General features: G+C 71.1%; 24 protein-coding genes and 1 pseudogene. 18 read left to right on the top strand and 7 right to left on the bottom strand.

Annotated elements, in window-relative coordinates:
- Positions 1-28 precede the first annotated feature (28 nt).
- The 3 genes from QWU11_RS42920 to QWU11_RS42910 are packed head-to-tail and all read right to left on the bottom strand — an operon-like array spanning position 29 to position 2,539.
- Positions 29-757: an amino acid ABC transporter permease gene (locus tag QWU11_RS42920; RefSeq protein WP_290120343.1), complete on the bottom strand. Its 729-nt coding sequence runs from the start codon at positions 755-757 to the stop codon at positions 29-31.
- Positions 757-1,527, bottom strand: a complete 771-nt coding sequence (locus tag QWU11_RS42915) for an amino acid ABC transporter ATP-binding protein (protein ID WP_290120385.1) — start codon at positions 1,525-1,527, stop codon at positions 757-759. The genes QWU11_RS42920 and QWU11_RS42915 overlap by 1 nt, the downstream gene beginning before the upstream one ends.
- Positions 1,528-1,582: 55 nt before the next feature.
- Positions 1,583-2,539 (bottom strand): VOC family protein, encoded by a 957-nt coding sequence (locus QWU11_RS42910; RefSeq protein ID WP_290120342.1) that lies wholly within the window; start codon positions 2,537-2,539, stop codon positions 1,583-1,585.
- A gap of 322 nt (positions 2,540-2,861) precedes the next feature.
- On the opposite strand from QWU11_RS42910, the gene QWU11_RS42905 reads away from it, so the two are divergent.
- From QWU11_RS42905 to QWU11_RS42890, 4 genes are read left to right on the top strand one after another with little or no spacing between them, the layout of a single operon-like run.
- Positions 2,862-3,746, top strand: coding sequence for a TIGR03619 family F420-dependent LLM class oxidoreductase (locus QWU11_RS42905; protein ID WP_290120384.1), 885 nt, complete (start codon positions 2,862-2,864; stop codon positions 3,744-3,746).
- Positions 3,743-4,495: an SDR family oxidoreductase gene (locus QWU11_RS42900; protein ID WP_290120341.1), complete on the top strand. Its 753-nt coding sequence runs from the start codon at positions 3,743-3,745 to the stop codon at positions 4,493-4,495. Before QWU11_RS42905 ends, QWU11_RS42900 begins: the two co-directional genes overlap by 4 nt.
- A gap of 8 nt (positions 4,496-4,503) precedes the next feature.
- Positions 4,504-5,277 (top strand): SDR family oxidoreductase, encoded by a 774-nt coding sequence (locus QWU11_RS42895; RefSeq protein ID WP_290120340.1) that lies wholly within the window; start codon positions 4,504-4,506, stop codon positions 5,275-5,277.
- 49 nt (positions 5,278-5,326) lie between these two features.
- A complete protein-coding gene (locus tag QWU11_RS42890) occupies positions 5,327-6,172 on the top strand; it encodes an IclR family transcriptional regulator C-terminal domain-containing protein (protein WP_290120339.1) in 846 nt (281 codons plus the stop codon).
- On the opposite strand, the gene QWU11_RS42885 is transcribed toward QWU11_RS42890, so the two are convergent.
- Genes QWU11_RS42885 through QWU11_RS42875 form a run of 3 tightly spaced genes read right to left on the bottom strand, consistent with a single transcriptional unit; the run spans position 6,148 to position 8,695 of the window.
- On the bottom strand, positions 6,148-6,831 hold the full coding sequence (locus QWU11_RS42885) for a 3-oxoacid CoA-transferase subunit B (protein WP_290120338.1): 684 nt from the start codon (positions 6,829-6,831) through the stop codon (positions 6,148-6,150). The genes QWU11_RS42890 and QWU11_RS42885 overlap by 25 nt on opposite strands.
- Positions 6,828-7,511, bottom strand: a complete 684-nt coding sequence (locus tag QWU11_RS42880) for a 3-oxoacid CoA-transferase subunit A (protein WP_290120337.1) — start codon at positions 7,509-7,511, stop codon at positions 6,828-6,830. The genes QWU11_RS42885 and QWU11_RS42880 overlap by 4 nt, the downstream gene beginning before the upstream one ends.
- The gene (locus tag QWU11_RS42875) at positions 7,499-8,695 is read right to left on the bottom strand and encodes a thiolase family protein (RefSeq protein WP_290120336.1); all 1,197 of its coding nucleotides are present in this window, start codon (positions 8,693-8,695) and stop codon (positions 7,499-7,501) included. Before QWU11_RS42875 ends, QWU11_RS42880 begins: the two co-directional genes overlap by 13 nt.
- A gap of 110 nt (positions 8,696-8,805) precedes the next feature.
- On the opposite strand from QWU11_RS42875, the gene QWU11_RS42870 reads away from it, so the two are divergent.
- Positions 8,806-9,702: a LysR family transcriptional regulator gene (locus tag QWU11_RS42870; RefSeq protein WP_290120335.1), complete on the top strand. Its 897-nt coding sequence runs from the start codon at positions 8,806-8,808 to the stop codon at positions 9,700-9,702.
- Here the strand turns inward: QWU11_RS42870 and QWU11_RS42865 are convergent.
- Positions 9,676-9,885, bottom strand: a complete 210-nt coding sequence (locus QWU11_RS42865; protein WP_290120383.1) for a MarR family transcriptional regulator — start codon at positions 9,883-9,885, stop codon at positions 9,676-9,678. The genes QWU11_RS42870 and QWU11_RS42865 overlap by 27 nt on opposite strands.
- Before the next feature lie 309 nt (positions 9,886-10,194).
- Here QWU11_RS42865 and QWU11_RS42860 point away from each other — a divergent pair, with 309 nt between their 5' ends.
- The 13 genes and pseudogenes from QWU11_RS42860 to QWU11_RS42800 all read left to right on the top strand — a co-directional run.
- A complete protein-coding gene (locus QWU11_RS42860) occupies positions 10,195-11,379 on the top strand; it encodes a CoA transferase (RefSeq protein WP_290120334.1) in 1,185 nt (394 codons plus the stop codon).
- A 47-nt stretch (positions 11,380-11,426) separates the two neighbouring features.
- Positions 11,427-12,314: an LLM class F420-dependent oxidoreductase gene (locus QWU11_RS42855; protein WP_290120333.1), complete on the top strand. Its 888-nt coding sequence runs from the start codon at positions 11,427-11,429 to the stop codon at positions 12,312-12,314.
- Positions 12,315-12,327: 13 nt separating this feature from the next.
- Positions 12,328-13,782, top strand: a complete 1,455-nt coding sequence (locus QWU11_RS42850; RefSeq protein ID WP_290120332.1) for an aldehyde dehydrogenase family protein — start codon at positions 12,328-12,330, stop codon at positions 13,780-13,782.
- On the top strand, positions 13,764-15,392 hold the full coding sequence (locus tag QWU11_RS42845) for an AMP-binding protein (RefSeq protein ID WP_290120331.1): 1,629 nt from the start codon (positions 13,764-13,766) through the stop codon (positions 15,390-15,392). The genes QWU11_RS42850 and QWU11_RS42845 overlap by 19 nt, the downstream gene beginning before the upstream one ends.
- Complete coding sequence (locus QWU11_RS42840; RefSeq protein WP_290120330.1) at positions 15,385-15,864, top strand: VOC family protein; 480 nt, start codon at positions 15,385-15,387, stop codon at positions 15,862-15,864. The genes QWU11_RS42845 and QWU11_RS42840 overlap by 8 nt, the downstream gene beginning before the upstream one ends.
- A gap of 25 nt (positions 15,865-15,889) precedes the next feature.
- The gene (locus tag QWU11_RS42835; RefSeq protein WP_290120329.1) at positions 15,890-16,699 is read left to right on the top strand and encodes a helix-turn-helix domain-containing protein; all 810 of its coding nucleotides are present in this window, start codon (positions 15,890-15,892) and stop codon (positions 16,697-16,699) included.
- Positions 16,700-16,775: 76 nt separating this feature from the next.
- Positions 16,776-17,438: an NADPH-dependent F420 reductase gene (gene npdG / locus QWU11_RS42830; protein WP_290120328.1), complete on the top strand. Its 663-nt coding sequence runs from the start codon at positions 16,776-16,778 to the stop codon at positions 17,436-17,438.
- Positions 17,435-17,752, top strand: coding sequence for an NIPSNAP family protein (locus tag QWU11_RS42825; RefSeq protein WP_290120327.1), 318 nt, complete (start codon positions 17,435-17,437; stop codon positions 17,750-17,752). The genes npdG and QWU11_RS42825 overlap by 4 nt, the downstream gene beginning before the upstream one ends.
- Before the next feature lie 88 nt (positions 17,753-17,840).
- Complete coding sequence (locus QWU11_RS42820) at positions 17,841-18,890, top strand: LLM class flavin-dependent oxidoreductase (protein ID WP_290120326.1); 1,050 nt, start codon at positions 17,841-17,843, stop codon at positions 18,888-18,890.
- A complete protein-coding gene (locus QWU11_RS42815) occupies positions 18,887-19,558 on the top strand; it encodes an enoyl-CoA hydratase/isomerase family protein (protein WP_290120325.1) in 672 nt (223 codons plus the stop codon). The genes QWU11_RS42820 and QWU11_RS42815 overlap by 4 nt, the downstream gene beginning before the upstream one ends.
- Positions 19,551-20,705, top strand: a complete 1,155-nt coding sequence (locus QWU11_RS42810; protein ID WP_290120324.1) for an acyl-CoA dehydrogenase family protein — start codon at positions 19,551-19,553, stop codon at positions 20,703-20,705. The genes QWU11_RS42815 and QWU11_RS42810 overlap by 8 nt, the downstream gene beginning before the upstream one ends.
- A gap of 33 nt (positions 20,706-20,738) precedes the next feature.
- A complete protein-coding gene (locus tag QWU11_RS42805) occupies positions 20,739-23,312 on the top strand; it encodes a bifunctional FO biosynthesis protein CofGH (RefSeq protein ID WP_290120323.1) in 2,574 nt (857 codons plus the stop codon).
- A gap of 64 nt (positions 23,313-23,376) precedes the next feature.
- Positions 23,377-23,463 (top strand): annotated as a pseudogene (locus QWU11_RS42800) (single-stranded DNA-binding protein); the annotation flags it as partial.
- Positions 23,464-23,548: the final 85 nt, after the last annotated feature.

The raw sequence follows: 23,548 nt of genomic DNA, 5'->3' as shown, positions 1-23,548 counted from the left end.
TAGTGTTCGGGGTTGGGAAAGAGCGAGTTCAGGAGCCGGGCTCGGTCATGAGCTCCCGGAGGCGCCGCTGCCGGCGCGAGCGCAGGACCTGTGACACCACGCCGCGGGGCGGCCTGGCGTACGCGCCTTCGACGAGGCGGAAGAGCAGATCGATGACGAACGCCGCGATGACGTACATCCCGGCGGCCGCCGTGTAGAGCACGAACGGCTGGAAGGTCTGGGAGACCAGGTTCTGGGTGACCCGGACGACCTCGAGCAGCCCGATGACGGTGAAGGTCGAGGTGTCCTTCATCATGCCGATGAACATGCTGCCGATGTTCGGCAGCGCGATCTTGATGGCCTGGGGCAGGATCACCGAGAAGAACACGCGGATCGGCCGCATCCCCAGGGCCTGCCCCGCCTCGCGGTGACCGTGTGGGATGGCGCCGAGCGCCGACCGGAAGATCTCGGCCATGAACGCGCTGTACAGCAGCGACAGCGCGATCACGCCCGCCTCGAAGACGCTGAACTGCACTCCCAGCAGGAGCGAGACGCCGAAGTACACCCAGATGACGCTGACCAGAGCCGGGACACCGCGGAAGATGTTGATGTAGGCGACCGCGATCCACGAGACGGGCGGCCGTGACATTCGCATCAGGGCGAGCAGGAGGCCGCCGACGACGGAGACGACCAGGGCGAGGAGCGAGACCTTCACCGCCACCAGGAGGCCGTTCAGCAGGATGCCGTGGTGCTGCCAGATGAGTCCCCAGTTGTACATCAGCGCACCGCCATGATGAACTCGCGGGCCCGGGGGCTGGTGGTCTCCTCGAAGAATCCGCGTGGGCCGCTGTCGACGACCACCCCGTCTTCCATGAACACGTTCAGGTCCCCGATCTCTTTGGCGAAGCCCAGCTCGTGGGTGACCACGACCATGGTCATTCCGGTCTCCGCGACCTCGCGCATCGTCTTGAGCACCTCGCCGACGAGCTCCGGGTCCAGCGCGGAGGTCGGTTCGTCGAAGAGCATCACCTTGGGGTCGAGGGCGAGCGCGCGGGCGATGGCGACGCGCTGCTGCTGACCGCCGGACAACTGCTGCGGATAGTGGGCGGCACGCTGCAGCAGCCCGACCCGGCGCAGGGCCTCGGCCGACCGCACCTGGGCGTCGGCCCGCTTCATACCGCGGACCGACCGCAGCGGCAGCGCCACGTTGTCCAGCGCGGTGAGGTGCGGGAACAGGTTGAACTGCTGGAAGACCATTCCCACGGTGCGGCGCAGCTCAAGCGGCTTGCCGCGGCGTCCGGTGCTCTCGCCGGGCACCCCGGGGCCGTACTCCACTCCCTCGACCCGCAGCGATCCCGAGGTCGGCTGCTCGAGCAGGTTGATGCTCCGCAGCACGGTGGACTTGCCGGAGCCGGACGGCCCGAAGATCACGACGTGCTCGCCTGCGAAGATCTCCAGGTCGATGCCGCGCAGGACCTCCAGGTCCCCGAACGACTTACGGAGGTCGCGCAGCTGGACGATCGGCGTCGTCGTGTCGTCGGCGGTCATCGCCCTGCCTGCTCTCGTGTCGGGCGCGTCGCACGCCGGCCGGTCGGATCCCCGCTCACGCACGGACCTCCGTGACGCAGACGTATAGGTCGTCGGGGTCCTGGAAGTACGCGTAACGCCAGGTGGCGCCGCCGCCGAGGTCGATCGCGACCGGATCGCCGACGAGGGCGACACCGGCGGCGGAGAGGTGCTCGATGGCGCTGTCGATGCAGCGCGCGCCCACGGCGAACTCGAAGGTTCCGAGATGCCCCCACTCACCGCGCATGTCGGGCGAGGGCGGGAAGTGCTGTACCGGTTCGAGGGCTCCGCCGAACGGGCTGGTGAGCAGCGTCATCCGCTGGCGCGGAGGCGTCCGTGGATGGAACCAGGGGTGCATCGGCTCGAAGTAGCCGTCGGACTCGAACAGCCGGCCGGTGAACCCGAGCCGCCGGTAGAAGTCCCGCGTGCGCTCGATGTCGGCCACGCCGAACGCCACGTGGTTGACCCCCTGCGGGCCGGGCTCGACCGGCCACCCCGCCTCGAGCGTCGACCACTCGATCAGCTCGATCTTGGCGCCGTCGGGGTCGGCGACGTAGGACAGGCCGCAGTGGGTCTGGTACGGCGGCAGGTCGGACTCGTTCGGCTCCATCAGCCCGGTGTGCCCTCGTGCCACGAGCTCCCGGTAGAAGTCGCTCTGGCCGTTGACGTGCACGCACACTTCGCAGATCCCGGGCTCGCCCCACGCCTGCCCCTCCGGGGCCGGCGGCGGTGTCCGGTCGGTGATCTCCACCAGTTTGATCGACGCCCGGCCGAGGACGGTGGGATTGCCGGTGCGCAGGAAGACCACCCGCGCCTCGGTCTCGTCGTACCCGGTGATCGCGCTCAACCCAGGTAGAGGGCCTGAGTAGTCGAAGGCGACATCGGTGAATCCCAGCTCGGCATAGAACGCCAGGGACGCCGTCATGTCCGACACACCGATGCCGATGTGGTCGAGCCCGATGAGCGTTCCGTGTCTACGGGTGGTGTTGACCATCTGTTTCCGTTACCTCCTGGCGGTCGGACCAGCCCAAACGTCGGTACAGACGGCCCGCGCCCTGCATTTCCGCAGATGCTCGCATATCGTTCTAGTGGACGCAAGACGCACGACGTACCTCATAGCGAACATTTGTGCGCTTGACGCACAGACTACGCATCAATAGCATCGCGGCCATCGGGCCGTCCGATGCCGCATCGGCGGCGTCACCGGAGCAGCTCTCATGCCGTCTCCTCGCCCGTGACGCGTGTCCCCCCTGCGCCTGCGCGCCGGCCGGCCGGCGCGCTACGGACGCGGTACAGAAAGGTCGTCCTCAGTGACCATGCGGATCGGCGTCAAGCTCCCCCACACCGGCGACGCGGTGCCCGCGCCATCGGTGGCCCGGCGCGCACGCGACCTGGAGCTGGCGGGGTTCGACTCCCTGTGGGTCAGCGACCACGTCGTCATGCCGAACGTCATCGAATCGCGCTATCCCTTCGCCGCCGACGGTAAGGCGACCTGGCCGACGGCCACTCCCTACCTCGAAGCGCTCGTGTCGCTGGCCGCGGCCGCCGCCGTGACCGAACGGGTGCGGCTCGGCACCGCCGCGCTCGTCCTCCCGCAGCGCAACCCGGTGCTGCTCGCCAAGCAGGTCGCGAGCATCGACGCACTGTCCGGCGGCCGGGTCGCGCTCGGCATCGGCGCGGGCTGGCTCCGCGAGGAGTTCGACGCCCTCGGCGTGCCCTTCGAGGCACGCGGCGCCCGCATGGAGGAATGGATCGAGCTGCTGCGCGACTGCTGGACGGGCCGGCCGGCCGCCCACTCGACCGGCCGCTATGTCCTGCCGGAGGACACACTCGTACTTCCCACGCCCGCGCACGCCGTTCCGCTCTACGTCGGCGGGCACTCCCCCACGGCACTGCGGCGCGCGGCGCGGCTCGGTGACGGCTGGCTCGCACAGCAGGCGGTCACCGCACTGGATCCGGAGCGGCTCGCGGGCGAGATCGCGAGCATCCGCTCGACCGCCGCGGACGCGGGCCGCGACCCGCGGACCCTGCAGGTCGTCCTGCGGCTCGTCGAGTCCTCGGGCCGGGCCGCCGAGGTCGCGCGCCGGATCACCGAGCTCGCCCAGGCCGGTGTCAACGAGATCATCGTCGACGTCGACCCGGTGGACGGCGACGCCCAGGCCGACCATGACCTGCTCCGCGACGCGGCGGACGCCCGATGAGCGCCCTGCTCTCCGGCCGCCGGGTGGTCATCACCGGCGGCGCGAACGGCATCGGCGCCGTCGTCGCTCGCCGCTTCGCCGAGATGGGCGCGCGCGGCGTCGTACTCGACCTGCCGGCCGCACTCTCCGGTGACCGTCCCGACGGCTGGCACGCGGTGCCGGTCGACGTGCGCGAGGAGGACTCGGTACGGGCCGCGCTGGCCGAGTCGGCGCGCGCGTTCGACGGGGTGGACGCGATCGTGGCCGCCGCCGGTGTGGTCCCGTCCTGGCAGCGCCCTGAGGACATGGACATGGACGACTTCGACCGTGTCCTCTCCATCAACGCGCGCGGCGTCGCCTGCACGGTCAAACACGCGGCGCCGCTCCTCGGCGCCGGCTCGACGATCACGGCGGTGGCCTCGCTGAACTCCTGGCGAGGGGACCCGAACATCACCTCCTACGCCGCCAGCAAGCACGCGGTGCTCGGCATCGTCCGGTCGGCGGCGCTCGCGCTCGGGCCGGGCGGCATCCGGGTCAACGCCGTGGCGCCGGGCCCGATCGCCACCGACGCGCTGCGGTCCCGCATGGCCTCCCGCCAGGAGGGCACGGGCCTGCCGGTGGACGACGCACTCGAGCAGGCGGCTCGGGCGACGTCACTCGGCCGCATCGCCACCGCGGCCGAGGTCGCCGGCACCATCGCCTTCCTCACCAGCGACCTGTCATCGGGCGTCACAGGCCAGATGATCAACGTCGACGGCGGAATCCACTAGGGAGACACGTGTATCTCGGCCAGAACGCGCTCGCCGGCCGCACCGTTCTGCTCACGGGCGCCTCCCGTGGCATCGGCGCGGCGACCGCACAGGCACTCGCCGGCGCGAACGCCAACGTCATCGCGCAGTACCGTACGCAGCGCGACGGCGCCGAACGCGCGGTCAAGGCGCTGCCGGACGACCAGAAGTACCTCATCGAAGCCGACCTCGGCACCCCGGCGGGCGCGCGCGGCCTCTGGCGCTCGGCCGTCGGCTGGGGCCGCGACGTCGACGTCGTGGTGCTCAACGCGGCGGTCATCCCCGACGCGCCGTTCGACGGACCCGACGAGCTGTGGGACGCGGGCTGGCAGGAGGCCCTCGCGGTGAACGTGGTCGGCGCCGGCGCCCTGATGCGCGAGGCGGCCCGCCACTTCGTGGCGCGCGGGTCCGGGACGATCATCGTGCTGTCGAGCTGGGCCGCGGAGCAGGGCTCGCGGATCATCGACGTCTCCTCCTACGCGGCCTCCAAGGCCGCGATCCGCAACCTCGCCCAGACGTTCGCGCGCAACTTCGCGCGGCACGGCCTGCAGGTTCACATCGTTGCCCCGGGAGTCGTCAACACCGGCATGTCGGTCGCCGGGAAGGACGAGCCCGCCCAGCGGGCGACCGCGGACGGTCTCGCGATGGGACGACTGGTCGAGGCCGACGAGGTCGCCTCTCTCGTCGCCTTTCTCGCGACCGGCGCATGCCCTAGTCTCACGGGGGCCACATTGGACATCAACGGTGCCTCCTACATCAGATGACCACTCTGTGGTCCCTCGCCCGGCCCAATCCCGTCCCGGAGGTCATCTCGTGGCTCGTGTCTCACCGTCGTTCGATGCGGAGACCGGTGGCGAGCCGGACGACCAGCCCGCAGGTGAGGACGAACGCTCCCGCGACTTCGTCCGGTCCCTCGAACGCGGTCTGGCGATCATCCGCGTGTTCAACGCCGAACGCCCGTCGCTGACCGTCTCCGAGATCGCCCAGGAGGCCGGGCTGACCCGTGCCGCCGTACGCCGCTTCCTGCTGACGCTGGGCGAGCTCGGCTACGTGTACGGCAAGAACAACCGCTACGAGCTCACGCCCCAGGTCCTCGAACTCGGCTACTCCTATCTCTCGGCGCTGTCGTTCCCCGACATCGCGCTGCCGCGCCTGGAGAAGCTCGTGTCGGAGACCTCCGAGGCGAGCGAGGGATCGATCCTCGACCGCGGCGACGTCGTCTACGTCGTACGCGTCCCCGGCCCCGCGCTGATGACGATCTCGGTGAACGTCGGCGCCCGGCGCCCCGCGCACGCGACGGCGATGGGCCGGGTGCTGCTGGCGAACCTGACGGCGCCCGACCTGGAGGACTACCTCCGCACGTACGAGCTGGCGCAGTTCACCCCCCAGACCATCACCGACGAGGCCGAGTTCCGCGCCGAGCTCAGGAAGGTGCGTGAGGACGGCTACGCCCTCGTCAGCCAGGAGCTGGAGGAAGGCCTGGTCGCCGTCGCCGTCCCGGTCCGGGACCGGATGGGACGGGCCCGTGCGGCGATCAACCTCTCGACCCACATCGGCCGCAAGTCGGTCGAGGAGATGCGGGCGCTGGTCCCGGTCGTGCAGCAGACGGCCACCGAGATCGAACTCGGGCTGAGTCACTCCCTCAACTGGGCCGACTGAGCCCGGGGCGCCAGGCAGGGAACCCGCTCGGCCAGCTCGCCGAGCGAGATGCCGTACGTCTCACGGACGCGCAGCGTGCCGTCGGTGAGCACGAGCGTCGCGTAGTCGGTGTAGACGCGGCTCACGCAGCGCCGGCCGGTGAGCGGGTACGTGCAGGACGGGACGAGTTTGGGCGTGCCGTCCTTGCCGAACAGGCTCGTGATCACATAGGTGTCCTTGGCGCCGATCGCGAGGTCCATCGCGCCGCCGACCGCGGGGATCGCGCCGGGCTCGCCGGTGTGCCAGTTGGCCAGGTCGCCGGTGACCGACACCTGGAACGCGCCGAGGACGCACACGTCGAGGTGCCCGCCGCGCATCATCGCGAAGGAGTCGGCGTGGTGGAAGTACGCGGCCCCGGGCGTCTCGGTGACCGGGATCTTGCCGGCGTTGATGAGGTCCGGGTCGACCTCATCCGGCCGAGCGGCGCGCCCCATGCCGAGCATGCCGTTCTCGGTGTGCAGCACGATGCCGGCGTCGGCGGGCAGGTGGTCGGCGACGGCGGTGGGCCGGCCGATGCCGAGGTTCACGTACGAGCCGCGCGGGATGTCGGCGGCCAGGCGTGCGGCGATCTCCGCGGATCTCAGCGGGCCGCGGTCGGTGTGCTCGACGACGCTCGTCATGCCAGTGCCTCCGCTGAGGTGTCGATGGGCGGGTGGACGACGAGACGGTCGACGAAGATGCCCGGCGTCACGATCGCCTCCGGATTCAGCCCGCCGGCGGGCACGACCTCGCTCACCTGCACGATCGTGGTCGTGGCCGCGGTCGCCATCACCGGGCCGAAGTTGCGCGCCGTCTTGCGGTAGACGAGGTTGCCCATCGTGTCCGCGCGGTGCGCCTTGATCAGCGCGACGTCGCCGTGGATCGGAAACTCCAGCACGTAGTCGCGGCCGTCGATCGTGCGCTGTTCCTTGCCCTCGGCCAGCGGTGTGCCGACACCGGTGGGAGAGAAGAACGCGCCGATGCCCGCGCCGGCCGCACGCATCCGCTCGGCGAGGTTCCCCTGCGGGACGAGCTCCAGCTCGATCCTGTTCGACCGGTACAGCTCGTCGAAGACCGACGAGTCGCTCTGCCGGGGGAACGAGCAGATGATCTTGCGTACCCGCCCGGTCGCGAGGAGCGCCGCCAGTCCGGCGTCGCCGCTGCCCGCGTTGTTGTTCACGACGGTCAGCTCGCCCGCGCCCGAACGGCGCAGGGCGTCGATCAGCTCGATCGGCTGGCCGGCGTCGCCGAAGCCGCCGATCAGGACGGTCGATCCGTCCGCGATGCCGGCGACCGCGGCGTCGGCGGTCACCGGTTCCATGAGCCGCTCACGTTCTCCAGCACGACCGCCAGCGCCTGCCCGACGCCGATGCAGATCGCCGCCACTCCCCAGCGCAGCCCGTCACGGCGCAGCACCTCGGCCAGCGTGCCGAGGATACGGCCGCCGGACGCGCCCAGCGGATGGCCGATCGCGATCGCGCCGCCACGCGTGTTGACGATCTCCGGATCGACCTTCCAGGCGTCGACACAGGCCAGCGACTGCACCGCGAACGCCTCGTTGAGCTCGATGGCCTCGATGTCAGCCCAGCCGATGCCCGCGCGCGCCAGCGCTCGCTCGGCGGCCTGTACCGGGGCGTACCCGAAACTCTGCGGCTCCAGCGCGAAGGCGCCGCGCCCGGCCACGCGGGCGAGCGGCTCGCGTCCGATCGTGGCGGCGGCCGCCGCCGAGCCGATCAGCAGGGCGGAGGCGCCGTCGTTGAGCGGTGAGGCGTTTCCGGCGGTGATCGTGCCGTCCTCGCGGAACGCCGGCTTGAGCCCCGCGAGCGTCTCGGCCGTGCTGCCGGGACGGATGCCCTCGTCGCGGGTGAGCGGGACGCCCGGAACGCCCACCACCAGTTCGTCGTAGAAACCGGCCTCCCACGCCGCGTGGGCCAGCCGGTGCGAACGCACCGCGAACTCGTCCTGGCGCCGCCGCGAGATGCCGAAGCGCTCCCGCAGCTGCTCGTTCGCCTCGCCCAGCGACACGGTCCACTCGGCCGGCATCGCCGGATTGACCAGCCGCCACCCCAGGGTCGTCGACACCGCGGTCGCGTGGCCGGCCGGGAAGGCGCGGTCGGGCTTGGGCAGCACCCACGGAGCGCGGGTCATCGACTCGACGCCTCCCGCCACGACGACCTCGGCGTCCCCGGTCTCGATCATCCGCGAGGCGCCCATCGCCGCGTCCAGGCTCGACCCGCACAGCCGGTTGACGGTCGACCCGGGCACCGACACCGGCAGGCCGGCGAGCAGCGCGGCCATCCGGCCGACGTTGCGGTTCTCCTCACCGGCGCCGTTCGCGTTGCCGAGGATCACCTCCTCGACGGCGGCGGTGTCCAGCCCCGGAGAGCGTTCCAGCAGCGCCTTCAGCGCGCCGGCGGCGAGGTCGTCGGGGCGCACGGCGGCCAGGCCGCCGTTGTAGCGCCCGAACGGCGTGCGCACCGAGTCGTAGACGAAAGCGTCGGACACAGGATTCTCCGAACCGATCGACGGTGGTATCCGGAGTCTCGCCTGGCCGGAGCCATACGTCCAATACTTGATTCCACGTCTAGGCATACGATTTCGGTATGCTTGCTCGCGTGAGCCTGCGACGTCTGCGCTACTTCGTCACCGTCGCCGACGCGCGCTCCTTCACCGCCGCGGCGAAGGCGTTGCACATGGCCCAGCCGCCACTGAGCACGCAGATCCGCGAGCTGGAGCACGAGCTGGGCGCCGAGCTGTTCCACCGGGCGCACCGGGGCGTCACCCTCACCGCCGCGGGCCAGGCCGTGCTGCCGGAGGCGCGCCGGCTGCTGGAGCGCTATGACCTGATCGGCCACCTCGCGCGCCGCGCCGCCGCGGGCGAGGTGGGCCGCCTGGCCATCGGCCTGATCCCGTCCGCGGTGAACGGGCGGCTCCCGGACGTGCTCAACCGGTTCCGGGAGCGGCTGCCCGACGTCGAGGTCGCGCTCACCGAGGACCGGCCGCCCGAGCTCCTGCGCCAGCTCGCCGGCGGCCACATCGACGTCGCGCTGCTCTACTCCCGGCCCGACGACGACGCCTTCGCCGGGCGGGTCATCGGAACGGAGGCGCTCGTGCTCGCCGTACCGGCCGGCCACCCTTTCGCCCGGCGCGAGAGCGTGCCGGTACGGGCGCTGGCCGGCCAGCCGCTGATCCTGCCCACACGACACGGCGGTGAGGGGCTGTACGAGCGCATCACCCGGCTGCTCGCCGACCACGGCGTCACGACGCGTGTCGTGCAGAGCGACATCTGGATGATGCAGACCATCGTCGGACTCGTGTCCGCCGGCGCCGGCCTGGCCATCGTGCCCGAGTCCGCCATGGTGATCCGCTCGTCCCAGATCTCCTACCGGCCGCTGGCCGACCGGATCGAGCCGGTGCCGCTGGTAGCGGTGTGGCGGCGCGCCGACGACCTCCCGACCGTGCACCGTTTCGTCGGCGAGTGGCCCTCACCGTCGTCGTCTGGTCTCGGGTAGGTCGTCGAGCAGGTCCAGCGCGGTCAGGAACCCGGCCCGGTCCGCCGGATCGGGTTCCCGCTCGATGAGCCCACGTCGTTGCAGGTCGTCGAGGACCGGGATGAGCCGCGTCTTGTCGGCGTTGATGGCCGCGGCCAGCGCCGCCTGGGTGCGCGTCGGCCGGTCGCGCAACGCGCCGAGCAGGGGCCATCCGTGAGAATCCAGCTCGGCATGATCGGACTCGACGTTCGTGATGTTCGGCGGTCAATCGAGTTCTACCGTCTTCTCGGCCGCGAAATGCCCGAGCCGTACCCCGACCGCCCGGTTTCCCTCCAATGGCGCCCGCGAAGACCACGGGACCCTAGCCGCCGGCCACCACGGCGGCACGTTAAGTGATCTCCCAGCACTCCGGCGGTCGTCACCACTGACCACCGGAGTGCTTGACGTGCGCCCACCAGAGACGTAAGTTGTTCGAAATCTCGATCCTGGTTCATAATAGTGAACGGAGGCGACATGGCGGCTCTGGAAGGCATCCGGGTCATAGACGCGGCGACGATGGTCGCCGGACCGTTGGGTGCGTCGATCCTGGGCGACTTCGGCGCCGAGGTGATCAAGGTCGAGCCGATCGCCGGCGACGAGTCCCGCACGTTCGGCCCGGGGCGGGACGGGATGAGCGGCGTCTACTCCGGAGTGAACCGGAACAAGACGGCCATCGCCCTCGACCTGCGCACCGAGGACGGGCTCCGGATCTTTCACGAGCTCTGCGCCGGCGCCGACGTCCTGATCGAGAACATGCTGCCGGCGGTCCGCGAGCGCTTCGGCCTGACCTCCGACGAGCTGACCGCGCGTCATCCGCACCTCATCGCCCTCAACGTCAGCGGGTACGGCGATACCGGGCCGCTCGCGGGCCGGCCCGCGATGGACCCGGTCGCGCAGGCGATGACCGGCTTCATGGCCGCCACCGGCTGGCGAGGGGGCGAGGCCATCAAGGCCGGGCCGCCGATCGCCGACAGTTCCGCCGGGTACCTGGTCGCCATCGCCGCTCTGGTCGCGATCCTGGCGCGCCAGAAGACGGAGCGGGGCCAGGCCGGTTCGGTGTCCCTGGTCGGCGCGCTGTTCCACCTGCAGACCCCGTGGCTCGGGCAGTTCCTGCTCGCCGGTTACGTCCAGGAACGGCCCGGGAACGGCAGCAACTTCTACGCGCCGTACAACGCCTACCCGACGAGGGACGGCGGCTCGGTGCACGTCGTGGCGTTCAACGACCGGCACTTCGCCAAGCTGGTCAGGGCGATGGGCCGCCCGGAGCTGCTGGACGACCCCCTCTTCGACACCGCCGCGCACCGGCTCGAGAACGCCGCCGGGATCGACGCCGCCCTGGCGCCGTGGTTCGCCGCGCACGACCGTGACGAGATCATCTCGCTGCTGACGAGCCACGACATCATCTGCGCTCCCGTCCTCTCCTACGACGAGGCGGTCGAGCATCCGCAGATCCGCGCGATGGACCTCGTGATGGACGTCGCCCATGACGAACTCGGCGATCTCCGCGTCCCCGGAATCCCGATCACGCTCGATCGGACCCCGGGAAGCATCCGCCGGCCGCCGTCGTCCGTGGGTGAACACACGTCCGAGGTCCTCACCGGCCTCGGCTACAGCAAGGAAGACATCGCCCGGTTGAGGGCCGCCGCCGCCGTCCGGTGACACACGCGGCACATGACACACGCAGGACATGAGAAGGGACGACATTGATGAAGGTCGGGATCAGAATTCCGGGTGCGGGACCGTGGGCAGGCCCCGAGGCGATCACCGAGATAGCGCAGTTCGCGGAGAAGGTCGGATTCGACTCGCTCTGGATGACGGATCACGTCGCCCTGCCGACGAAGGTCGAGACCCCGTACCCGTACACCTCGGACGGGAAGTTCCTCTGGGCGCCCGAGACGCCGTACCTGGACTGCCTGACCGCCCTGACCTGGGCCGCTGCCGCGACCGAGCGCGTCGAGCTCGGCACCTCCTGCCTGATCCTGCCGTGGCGCCCGCTGGTGCAGACCTCCAAGACCCTGGTCAGCATCGACGTCCTCTCGCGGGGACGGCTCACCGTGGCCATCGGTGTCGGCTGGATGAAGGAGCAGTTCGAGCTCCTCGGGGCGCCCTTCAAGGACCGCGGCCGCCGGACCACCGAGATGGTGCAGGCGATGCGCCACATGTGGACGGAGGACGAGGTCGACTTCAGCGGCGAGTTCTACGACCTGCACGACTTCAAGATGTTCCCGAAGCCGACCCGGGGCTCGATCCCGATCTGGTTCGCCGGCTACAGCGACGCCTCGCTGCGGCGGATCGCCTCGATCGGGAACGGCTGGCACCCGCTCGCCGTCGGGCCGGATAAGTACGCCGGATACCTCAGCACCCTGCGGGACTACGTCGCGGAGGCCGGCCGCGACATGAGCGAGATCACCCTGACCGCGCGCCCGCTGCGCACGGCGCCGTACACCGCCGAGACGATCGAGGCGTACGGCGACCAGGGCGTCACGCACTTCATCTGTGACACCTCGTTCGAGCACGAGACCCTCCAGCAGGCGATGGACGAACTCCAGGAGCTCGCCGAGGCCGTCCTGCCCACCGCCCACCGGCTGTCCTGAGGGAGTGACGGCCATGCACGCGTTCACTGACACGGTTCCGCTCGTCATCGGCGGGGACCTCGTCTCCGAGGCCTCGACCGGCGCGCGGTTCGACACGACCAACCCCGCCGACGGCGCCGTACTGGCATCGGTCGCGGAGGCGTCCGCCGACGACGTCGATCGCGCCGTCCGGGCGGGGCACGACGCCGCCCGCAGGTGGCAGCGGATGCGGCCCTCCGAACGGGCCCGTCATCTCATCCGGTACGCCGGGCTGATCGAGCGGCACGCCGACGCGCTCGCGTTGCTGCAGACCCGGGACATGGGCAAGCCGATCCGCGAGTCGCGCGGCATCGACCTCCCGGTGATGATCGAGACGCTGGAGTACTTCGCGGGGATCGTCACCAAGATCGAAGGGCGGACGACGCCCGCGCCCGGACGGTTCCTCAACTACACCCTCCGGGAACCGATCGGCGTCGTAGGCGCGATCACGCCGTGGAACTTCCCCGCCGTGCAGGCGATCTGGAAGATCGCGCCCGCCCTCGCGATGGGCAACGCGATCGTCCTCAAGCCCGCGCAGCTGGCGCCCCTGGTCCCGGTCGCTCTCGGCGAGCTCGCCATCGAGGCGGGGCTGCCGCCCGGGCTGGTCAACGTGCTGCCCGGCAAGGGTTCGGTGGCCGGCAACGCGCTGGTCGAGCACCCCGGGATCGGGAAGCTGACCTTCACCGGTTCCACGGAGGTCGGGCGGCGGATCGGCCGCTCGACCGCCGACCGGCTGATCACCGCGTCGCTGGAGCTCGGTGGGAAGTCGGCCCTGGTCGCCTTCGCCGACTCCTCGCCCAAGGCGATCGCCGCGCTCGTCTTCCAGGCGATGTACAGCAACCAGGGCGAGACGTGTACGGCGCCGAGCAGGCTGCTCGTCGAACGGCCCATCTACGACGAGGTGGTCGGCCTGGTCGTCGAGAAGGTCAACGCCGCGCGCGTCGGCGATCCCGAGGACAAGGCCACCGAGATCGGCCCGCTCATCGACGCGGACGCGCGTTCGTCGGTGCACTCCTACGTGACGTCCGGCGTGGCCGAGGGCGCGAACCTCGTGGCCGGCCGCGCCGACGCGCCGGCCGCCGACCAGCCCGGCTTCTTCTACCGGCCGGCCGTGTTCGCCGACGTCACCGCCGGGATGCGGATCGCGCAGGAGGAGATCTTCGGCCCGGTCCTGTCGGTGTTCCCCTTCGAGGGAGAGGACGAGGCCATCGCGCTGGCCAACGACACGGTCTACGGCCTCGCGGCCGGCGTCTTCACCCGCGACGTCGGCCGGGCGCTCAGATTCGCGCAGGTCCTTGACGCGGGAAACGTCTGGGTCAACAGCTGGGGCGTGCTCAACCCGGCATCGCCGTACAGCGGCTTCCGCTTCAGCGGCCACGGCAGCGACCTCGGGCAGACGGCGATCGAGAGCTTCACCAAGGAGAAGAGCGTATGGGTGAGGATCGACTGACAGATCGCCCCGTCGTCTCCCGGCTCCGCGACGCGCGGGACAACGCCGGCTGGGTTCCGGATCCCGGCTACTCGATGGTGCGCGACGCGCTCTTCGACCAGGACCCCGAGCGGGTCGCGATCCTGAGCGAGGGACCGCACGGCCCCGAGGGGGTGACCTTCGGGGAGATCCAGCGGACGGTGCGCCGGATCGCGGGGGCGCTGCGCGACCGTGGTGTACGGCCGGGTGACCGCGTCGCGATGTACCTGGAGCCGTCGCAGGTCGCGGCCGAGGTCGTCTGCGGCGTGCTCACCGCCGGCGCGGTGATCCTGCCGATCCCCCGCCTCCTGGGCGGCCTGTCGGTGACGCACCGGCTGCGCGACGCCGGAGCGTCGATCCTGGTGACCGACTCGGCCGGGTCGAGCCGGCTGCAGGAGACCGACGCCGCCACGACGGGTGTCACGGTGCTCACGGTCGACTCGACGTCGCGGGACGACCTGCTCGACGAGGCCGGCCGGGCGGAGCCGGTCGACCCGTACCGGCCCTCGGCCGGCGAGCCGGCGCTGCTGATGTACACCTCCGGCACCAGCGGGAACCCCAAGGGCATCGTGCACGCGAACCGGGTCCTTCTCGGTCACGCCGGCGTCGACTTCGCCTTCGAGCTGTTCGAGGAGAGCGACGTCTACTACGGGACGGCGGACTGGGGCTGGGTCGGCGGGCTCATGCTGGGACTTCTGGTGCCGTGGTCGTTCGGGGTGCCGGTCGTCGCCTTCCGGCAGCGCCGCTTCGATCCGGCGGTCACCCTCGACGTTCTCGGGCGGTACGGAGTGACCATCGCCTTCCTGCCGCCGTCGGTCCTTCGCGTGCTCGCCGCTCACGGGCGGCGCCCGCGTCGCCGTCTCCGGGCGGTCGTCACCGGCGGTGAACCCGCCGGGGCGGCCGAGATGACCTGGGCGCGCCGTCACCTCTCGGCCGCGGTCAACAAGGCCTTCGGCCAGACGGAGGCGAACGCGCTGATCGGCGACTCGGCGGTGCTCGCCTCGGTGGACGACGCGACCATGGGCGCGCCGTACCCGGGACACGGCATCGTCCTGCTCGACGAGGCCGGCGCCGAGGTCGCGTCCGGCGAGGTGGGCGAGATCGCCCTGACCCTGCCGGACCCGGTCGCGATGCTCGGCGTCTGGGACGCGGCGCTCGGGCGGCCGGTGGCGGCCGGCCGGCGGGTCCACCGGACCGGCGACCTGGCCCGGCGGGCCTGCGGACGCCGGCTGGAGTACCTGGGCCGCGCCGACGACGTGATCAAGAGCCGTGGCTACCGCATCGGGCCCGGCGAGATCGAGCAGGCCCTGAAGCTGCATCCGTCCGTCGACGACGCGGCGGCCGTGGGCGTCCCGGACGCCGACATCGGCCAGCACGTCAAGGCGTTCGTGCAGCTCCGCGAGACCGAGCTGGACGACGCCCTCGAAGCGGCGCTGCGGGAACTGGTGGCGAGCACCGTCGGTCCGCACGCGCGGCCACGCGAGATCGAGGCGATCGACCGGCTGCCGCGTACCGAGACCGGAAAGCTCCTTCGCGGCGTGTTGTCGGCGAAGCCGAAAAGTCAGTTCTCGACAGGGAAGGGAAGTGAGTGACGTGCGGAAGTTCTGGCACGTGGGCATCAATGTCACCGACATGGATGCGTCGATCGCGTTCTACCGGAAGGTCGGCTTCGAGGTCCTCCAGGACAAGGAGATCGACGACGCGAACCTGGCCCGGGCCTTCATGGTGGAGGGCGCGAGCAAGCTCCGATTCGCCCATCTACGGCTCAACGACTCCCCGGACGAGGCGATGCTCGACCTCATCCAGTGGCGCGACGCCCGTTCCGACAGCACCGCCAACGCGGACCTGCTCGTACCGGGTCTGTGCCGGTTCTCCATCCTCACCGACGACATTCAGGCCGAGTACGACCGGTTGACGGCGGACGGCGTAGAGTTCCTGCACACGCCGCAGACCGTGATGGGGCCGGATGGTGTGAACGGCTGGAAACTGCTCTTCGCTCGCGATCCCGATGGCACGCTCTTCCACTTCGCCGAACTCATCGGGGACGCGGCCACCGTCAGGTAAGGCGTTTCCGGAGGAGGTATGTGACGTGACCGCGGACGAGATTCCGGGTGCCCGGCGCGGCAACGGTGCCGGTGCGGCGGAGTCCACTGCCGAACTGCTCGTGCCCGCGGTCACCCGTACGACGCGGGTGCTCGAGGCGCTCGTCCGGCGCCCGAACGGCGCCAGCCTGACAGAGCTGGCCGAGCAGTGTTCCCTCGCGAAGAGCACCGCTTCGAACCTGCTCCGGACGATGGTCGCCGAAGGCCTGATCAGCTACGACCCGCAGACGCGCTTCTACAACCTGGGTCCGCTCCTGGTCGAGTTCGGAGTGGCCGCCGTCACGCGGACGACGGCGGTCACCGAGGCGCGCCCCTTCATGGAGCGGCTCGCCGAGCAGACCGGACTCGCCTGCCTGGCGATCCAGCGGATGCCCGACGGTCACTTCACCGCCATCGCCAAGATCGAGAGCCGCAAGGAGATCAAGGTCACGATCGGGATGGGCGCGCGGTTCGACAGCACCTCCCCCTTGCTCAGCCGGTTGATCAAAGCCTGGGCGGGTGAGAGCGCCGGCCCGGACGCCGAGCAGCTCGAACGCATCCGCGAGCAGGGGCACTGGGCCGTTTTCGGGGAGTACCGGCCGGAGCTCAACGTGGTCGGCTTCCCGGTCTTCGACCGTGACGCCCAGCCCTCCCTGGTCATCACCCTGCTCGGTATCGGGCAGGACCTCACCGTCGATGACGTCGAGAGGATGTCCGGCTTCCTCGTGGAAGCGGCGAACGCGATCACGACCCGCAGCGGGGGGATCGCGCCCCCCGGCTATCCGACCGCCGGTCGCCCAGAGGGCCTGGCCGGCTGATCCCGACGCAGAGGATCCGGTGCTTCCACGAGTCGCACCGGTGTCCTCGCCATGCTCAGAACAGGAAAGACCGAACATGAGAGTCCACAAGATCGCCGTCATCGGCGGCACCGGTCCGCAGGGCCGGGGCCTGGCCCGCCGGCTGGCCGAGGCGGGGCACTCCGTCGTCATCGGGTCCCGCTCGCCGGACCGCGCCGAGGCGACCGCCGGGCAGGTCCGGGACCGGACGGGCGGCGACGTCTCCGGGACGGACAACGAGACCGCGGCGCGTACGGCGGACGTGGTCCTCGTGGTCGTGCCCTGGGACGGCCACCGCGACCTGATCGCCTCGCTCGCCGGCGCGCTCGACGGCAAGGTGGTCATCAGTTGCGTCAACCCGCTCGGCTTCGACGCGCGCGGAGCGTACGGGCTCGTGGTCGACGAGGGGAGCGCGGCCCAGCAGACCCAGACGCTCGTGCCGGGTGCGCGGGTGGTCGGCGCGTTCCACCATCTGTCCGCGGTCAGCCTGTGGGAGACCGAGGAGGTTCTCGACCACGAGGACGTCCTGGTCTGCGGAGACGACAAGGAGGCCAACGAGATCGTCGCCGCGCTCGCGCCGGCCGTCACCGGCCGGCCCGGCATCGACGTCGGCCCGCTCCGGCTGGCGGGACACCTCGAACCGCTGACCGCGGTCCTGATCGGCATCAACCGGCGCTACAAGGTCCGCTCGGGCGTCGCGATCGCGGGGATCGCGCGATGATCCACGAGCTGCGTGAATACGTCGCGATGCCGGGGCGCGCCGAGGACCTGCACCGCCGGTTCGCCGACCTGACCCTCGACCTCTTCCGGGAGTTCGGGCTCGACGTCCAGGGGTTCTGGCACGTGACCGGCGACCGGCACCGGATTCACTACCTCTGCCGGTTCGCGAGCGTCGACGAGGCCAAGCGGCACTGGGAACGCTTCGCCGTGGACCCGCGCTGGCTCGCCATCAAGGCGGAGACCGAACGCGACGGCCCGCTGATCGAGTCGATCTCGATCACATATCTGACCACGCCCGGCTACTTCACTTCCTGACGCGGCCGGCTCTTGCCCCGGGGACACCCCTGTCCCTATCTTGTTCATAATACCGATCGCTGTTCATTAACATGAATCGAGTGCTCACGTGATCAAGGGCATCCAACTTCACGCCTGGGCCAGCGCGCACGAGATGGTGACGGTCGCCGAGCTGGCTGCGAGGGAGTTCGAGACGGTCTGGGTGACCGACCAGCTGCAGTCGCGCAGCGTCGCCACGGTCCTCGGGGCGGTGGCGGCGCGTACCGGCGCGAGCGTCGGCACGGCCGTGACGTTCCCGTACGGCCGCAACCCCCTCGAGCAGGCCTCGACGATGGCCACGCTCGCCGAGTTCATGTCCCCGGGGCAGCGGGTGAGCATGGGCATCGGGACCGGCGGCGGCCTGGTGGGCGCGCTGATGCCGCAGGAGAGCCCGGTGGCGAGCGTCGCCGAGCTCATCCGGCTCTGCCGCGCGCTGTGGCGGGGCGAGCACGTCCGGCTGGGCGACTACCCGCTGGCCTGCGCCCGGCTCGGGATGCGCCCGGACGGCCAGGTCGGCTTCACCTGGGTGGACGACGCCGACGTCAGGGTGGTCGTCGCCGGAGCCGGGCCCAAGATCTTGGAGATGGCCGGCGAGCTGGCCGACGGTGTGATCTGCGCCAGCAACTTCCCGGGGCACAGCCTGGCGGCGTTCCGCTCCGGGCGGTTCGACGCGGTCAGCAACCTCGGCTGCCTGGAGAAGGGGCGCGCGCGCAGCGACCGGGCCGAGTTCGCCCGGATCTACGGCGTGAACATCTCCGTCTCGGCCGACCGGGGCGCCGCCAACGCCGCGGCCCGGCGCCAGGCCGCCCTGATCGTCAGTCAGCAGCCGCACGAGAACCTGCAGCGGGTCGGATTCGAGCCGTCCGACTACGCCTCGACCCGTGCCGCGGTTCACGACGGAGAGAGCATCGCCCGCGCCGCCGAGCTGCTGCCTCAGGCGGTCGCCGACCAGCTCGTGGTGTCCGGAACCGCCGACGACTGCGTCTCCGCGCTCGGCGAGCTGCTCGACCACGCACGCGGCGCCGGCTTCACCGAGGCCTATGTCGGGGCGCCCGTCGGCCCGGACCCTCGTGAGGCCGTCGAGCTCCTGACGAACCGCATCCTGCGGGGGCTCGCATGAGCGGGACGGACCTGTGCCTGCTCGACCGGGACGGGCCGATCGCCACGGTCACCCTGAACCGCCCGGCGGTGAAGAACGCGCTCAACCTGGAGTTGCTGAACGCCCTGATCGGCCGCCTCGAGGCGTGCGCCGCCGCCGGCGTCACGGTCCTGGTCCTACGTGCCGAGGGCACCGCGTTCTGCGCGGGGGCGGACGTGCGCTCCGACGACGGCACCTCGATCGGAAGGCCCACTCTGCGCCGTGACCTCATCGAGGAGGCGATCGCCCTGGTGAGCTCGTTCCCGGTGGCGATCTCGGTCGTCCACGGACCCGCCGTGGGCGGCGGCTGGGGGCTGGCGTTCGCCGCGGACGTCGTCCTCGCGGCCGAGGACGCGCTGCTGAGGTTTCCCGAGCTCGCGCTCGGCTTCCTTCCGCCGGAACCGATCGTCCGGCGGTTCCGCGAGGTCGCCGGCCCGGCCAGGTCGCTGCGCCTCCTCGGGTCGGGTGAGTCCTTCCGGGCGGGCGACCCGGCCCTGGCGGGCCTGGTCGACGCGGTGGCACCGGATCTCCTGGACGACCGGGCCCAGGCCATGGCCGATCTCTTCGCACGCTCCGCTCCGGGACTGCTCCGGGAGCTCAAGCAGAGCATCGGCTCCGCACACACCCAAGAAGGGAACGCGCATGAGTAGCACCACGAACCTCGAGTCCGAGGACCAGATCGAGCTGCGCAAGACGGCCCGGTCGCTGTTCGCCAAGCACGCCCCCGAGCGAGACATCCGGGTCTGGGACGAGGAGGGCTCCTACCCGGTCCACCTGTACCGCGAGATCGCGGCGCTCGGCTGGTACGACATCGTCGCCGGCGACCCCGTCGAAGGCCAGGCGGGGCTCCTGGCCTCGCTCTGCGAGGAGATCGGCCGGGGCAGCTCGGACCTCGTCGCGCTGTTCAACCTGAACCTCAGCGGCGTATGGGACCTGCAGCGCTGGGGAACGCCCGAACAGTGGGCGAAGTACGCGGAGCCGGTGCTCCGAGGCGAAAGCCGGTTCTCGATCGCCGTGAGCGAGCCCGACGTCGGGTCCGACGCGGCGAGCGTGTCGACCCGGGGCGAGCCCGCGGAGGGCGGATGGACCCTCAACGGCCAGAAGACCTACTGCGAGGCCGCGGGTCTTCCCGGCACGGTGATGGAGCTGGTCGCCAAGGTCGGCGACGGCGGGCGCAAGCGTGATCATCTGGCGGTCTTCCTCGTGCCCGTGGACACCCCCGGCGTCGAGATCCGCCGGATGCCGGCTCTCGGCCGCAATATCAGCGGCATCTACGAGGTGTTCCTGCACGACGTGGCACTGCCGTCGGACGCGCTGCTCGGCGAGGTCGGGCAGGGCTGGCAGATCCTGAAGGAGCGGCTCGTTCTCGAACGGATCATGATCAGCTCCGGGTTCGTCGGCAGCTCGTCGGCGGTCATCGACACGACCGTGACCTACGCCAACGAACGCGAGCAGTTCGGCAAGCCGATCTCCTCCTACCAGGGCGTGTCACTGCCGCTGGCGGAGATGCACATCCGGCTGGACGCGGCGCGCTGCGCCGTGCGCCGGTCCGCCGAGCTGTTCGACAGAGGCGTGCCGTGCGAGGTCGAGAGCACGATGGCCAAGTTCCTCTGCGGGCAGATCTACGCCGAGTCCTCGGCCCTCGCCATGCAGGTCCAGGGGGCCTATGGGTACGTCCGGGACCACGCGCTCCCGATGCACCACTCCGACGGCATCATCGCACGCGTGGTCGCCGGTCCCCCGTCGTTGCAGCTCGACTACGTGGCGCGTTCCATGGGACTTCGCGTCGGTGCGTGAGCGCGTGACCGCCATTCATCTCAGGGAGAGCCGATGAGTCCCGCGCCGGGGCTGCGCCGCGCACTCGCCCGCGCGGGTGCCGGGAAGACGATCGACCGTACCGAGGCGGCGGTTCTCCTCACCGCACGAGGTGCGGAGCTGGAGGAACTCTGCCGGATCGCGGCGGCGGTACGGGACGCCGGTCTCCGGGCCGCCGGCCGCGAACGCGTGATCACCTACAGTCGCAAGGTCTTCGTGCCGCTCACCCGGCTGTGCCGGGACCGGTGCCACTACTGCACCTTCGCGACGACGCCGGGACGGCTCGACGCGCCCTACCTCTCGCCGGACGAGGTTCTCGGCATCGCCCGCCGGGGTGCGGAACTGGGCTGCAAGGAGGCCCTGTTCACGTTGGGAGACCGTCCCGAGGACCGCTGGGACGCGGCACGTGACTGGCTCGACTCGCGCGGGTACGAGGACACTCTCGGATACGTACGCGCGATGTCGATCCTCGTCCTCGAGGAGACCGGCCTCATCCCCCACCTGAATCCGGGGGTGATGACCTGGGCGGAGATCCAGCGGATGAAGCCCGTCTCCGGCTCCATGGGGCTGATGCTGGAGACGACCGCCCGCGGCCTGTGGGCGGAACCGGGCGGGTGCCACTACGGATCTCCGGACAAGGACCCGCGGGTCCGGCTCCGGTCGATCGAGGACGCCTCGCGGAGCAACGTCCCGTTCACGACCGGGATCCTCGTCGGGATCGGCGAATCCCTGGAGGACCGCGCCGACTCGCTCTTCGAGCTACGGCGGATCGCGCGCCAGTACGGCGCCATCCAGGAGATCATCGTCCAGAACTTCCGGGCGAAGCCGGACACGGCGATGCGGCGGGCGCCGGACGCCGATGCCGACGACCACCTGGCGACGGTCGCGGTCGCTCGTGTGGTGCTGGGTCCGCGGATGCGCGTCCAGGCGCCGCCGAACCTGAGCGACCCGGCCGAGTGCGCGCGTCTTCTGCGGGCGGGGATGGACGACTGGGGCGGTGTCTCGCCGCTGACACCCGACCACGTGAACCCGGAACGGCCCTGGCCACAGATCCACGCGCTCGAGGCGCTCACCGCCGACGCGGGCTTCACGCTGGCCGAGCGCCTGGCACTGCAACCGGAGTACGTCCTCGACGCCGAGCCATGGGCCGACAACCGGATCCGGCCGTTCGTACGTGCCCTGGCCGACCCGGCGTCGGGTCTCGCCCGGGACGTACGGCCGGAAGGGCGTCCGTGGCAACCGTCCGCCGCCGAGGTGGAGTCGACCGGCCGGACCGACCTGCACACGGGAATCGACCAGGAGGGCCGGCGCACCCGTACCCGCGGCGACTTCGCGGCGGCGTTCGGGGACTGGGACGTCCTGGCCGACGAGATCGAGGCGCGCCGTTCCGAACGCCGGGTCCCGGCCCGCCTCGGCGAGGAGGTCCGCCAGGCCCTCAGGGCCGCCGAGCGAGGGCCCGGTGAGCTTTCGGACGAGCACGCGCTGACCCTGATCCACGCGGACGGCGCCGACCTCGACGCGCTGTGCGACCTCGCGGACCGGATCCGTCAGGACGTCGTCGGCGACGCGGTGACCTACGTGGTCAACCGCAACCTGAACTTCAGCAACGTCTGTTATGTCGGCTGCCGTTTCTGCGCCTTCGCCCAGCGGGCGACCGACGCCGACGCCTACCGGCTCTCGCTGGACGAGGTCGGGGTACGGGTGGCGCAGGCATGGGAGGTCGGCGCGACGGAGATCTGCATGCAGGGCGGGATCGATCCCGGGCTGCCGAGCGACTTCCACCTCGATCTGGCCCGGGAGACGAAGCGCGGCAGCCCCCGCATCCACCTGCACGCGTTCTCGCCGATGGAGGTGATCAGCGGCGCGTCGCGCATGGGCGTCTCGGTCGAGGAATGGCTGATCGCGGCGAAGGAGGCCGGACTCGACTCGATTCCCGGAACGGCCGCGGAGATCCTGGACGACGAGATCCGCTGGATCCTGACCAAGGGAAAGCTGCCGGCGGCGGAGTGGATCAGGGTCGTCACCACGGCGCACCGCCTGGGCATTCCCTCCACCGCCACGATGATGTACGGCCACGTCGACGAACCGCGGCACTGGGCCGCGCATCTGCGGACCCTGGCCCGCCTCCAGGACGAGACCGGCGGTTTCACCGAGTTCGTGCCGTTGCCGTTCGTGCATCAGAGCTCGCCGATCTACCTGGCGGGCGTGGCCCGGCCGGGACCGACCCGGCGGGACAACCGCGCGGTTCACGCGATGGCGCGGCTGATGCTGCACGGGCGGATCGAGAACATCCAGTGCTCCTGGGTGAAGCTCGCGCCGGACGAGTGCGTCGAACTCCTCGCCGCCGGCGTCAACGACCTCGGCGGAACCCTGATGGAAGAGACGATCAGCCGGATGGCGGGGTCGTCGAACGGCTCGATGAAGACGATCGCCGAGATCCATGCGATGGCCTCGGCCGCCGGCCGGCCGGCACGTCAGCGCGACACCGCGTACGGCGAGGTATCGGCCGAACGGGCGCTGGCGGCCGAGTCGTTCGACGAGAGCGCGCCCCGAGCCGTCCCGGTGAGCGTCGGTTTCCTACGTCCGTGACGTGGCCCTGGGCGCCTCGGCGGGGGGGGGGGGGGGGGGGGGGCCCCCCCCCCCCGCGGGGCGGGGGGGGGGGGGGAGGGGCGGGGTGGGGGGGGGGGGGGGAGGGGGGTGTGGAGGGGGGTTGGGGGGGGGGGGGGGGGGGGGGGGGTGAGGGGGGGGGGGGGGGGGGGGGGGGGGGGGGGGGGGGGGGGGGGGGGGGGGGGGGGGGGGGGGGGGGGGGGGGGGGGGGGGGGGGG

This window comes from Actinomadura sp. DC4, from assembly GCF_030406325.1.
Lineage (GTDB): Bacteria > Actinomycetota > Actinomycetes > Streptosporangiales > Streptosporangiaceae > Actinoallomurus.
The sequence above is the reverse complement of the archived record's forward strand: the minus strand, read 5'-3'. Positions and strand labels throughout refer to the sequence as shown.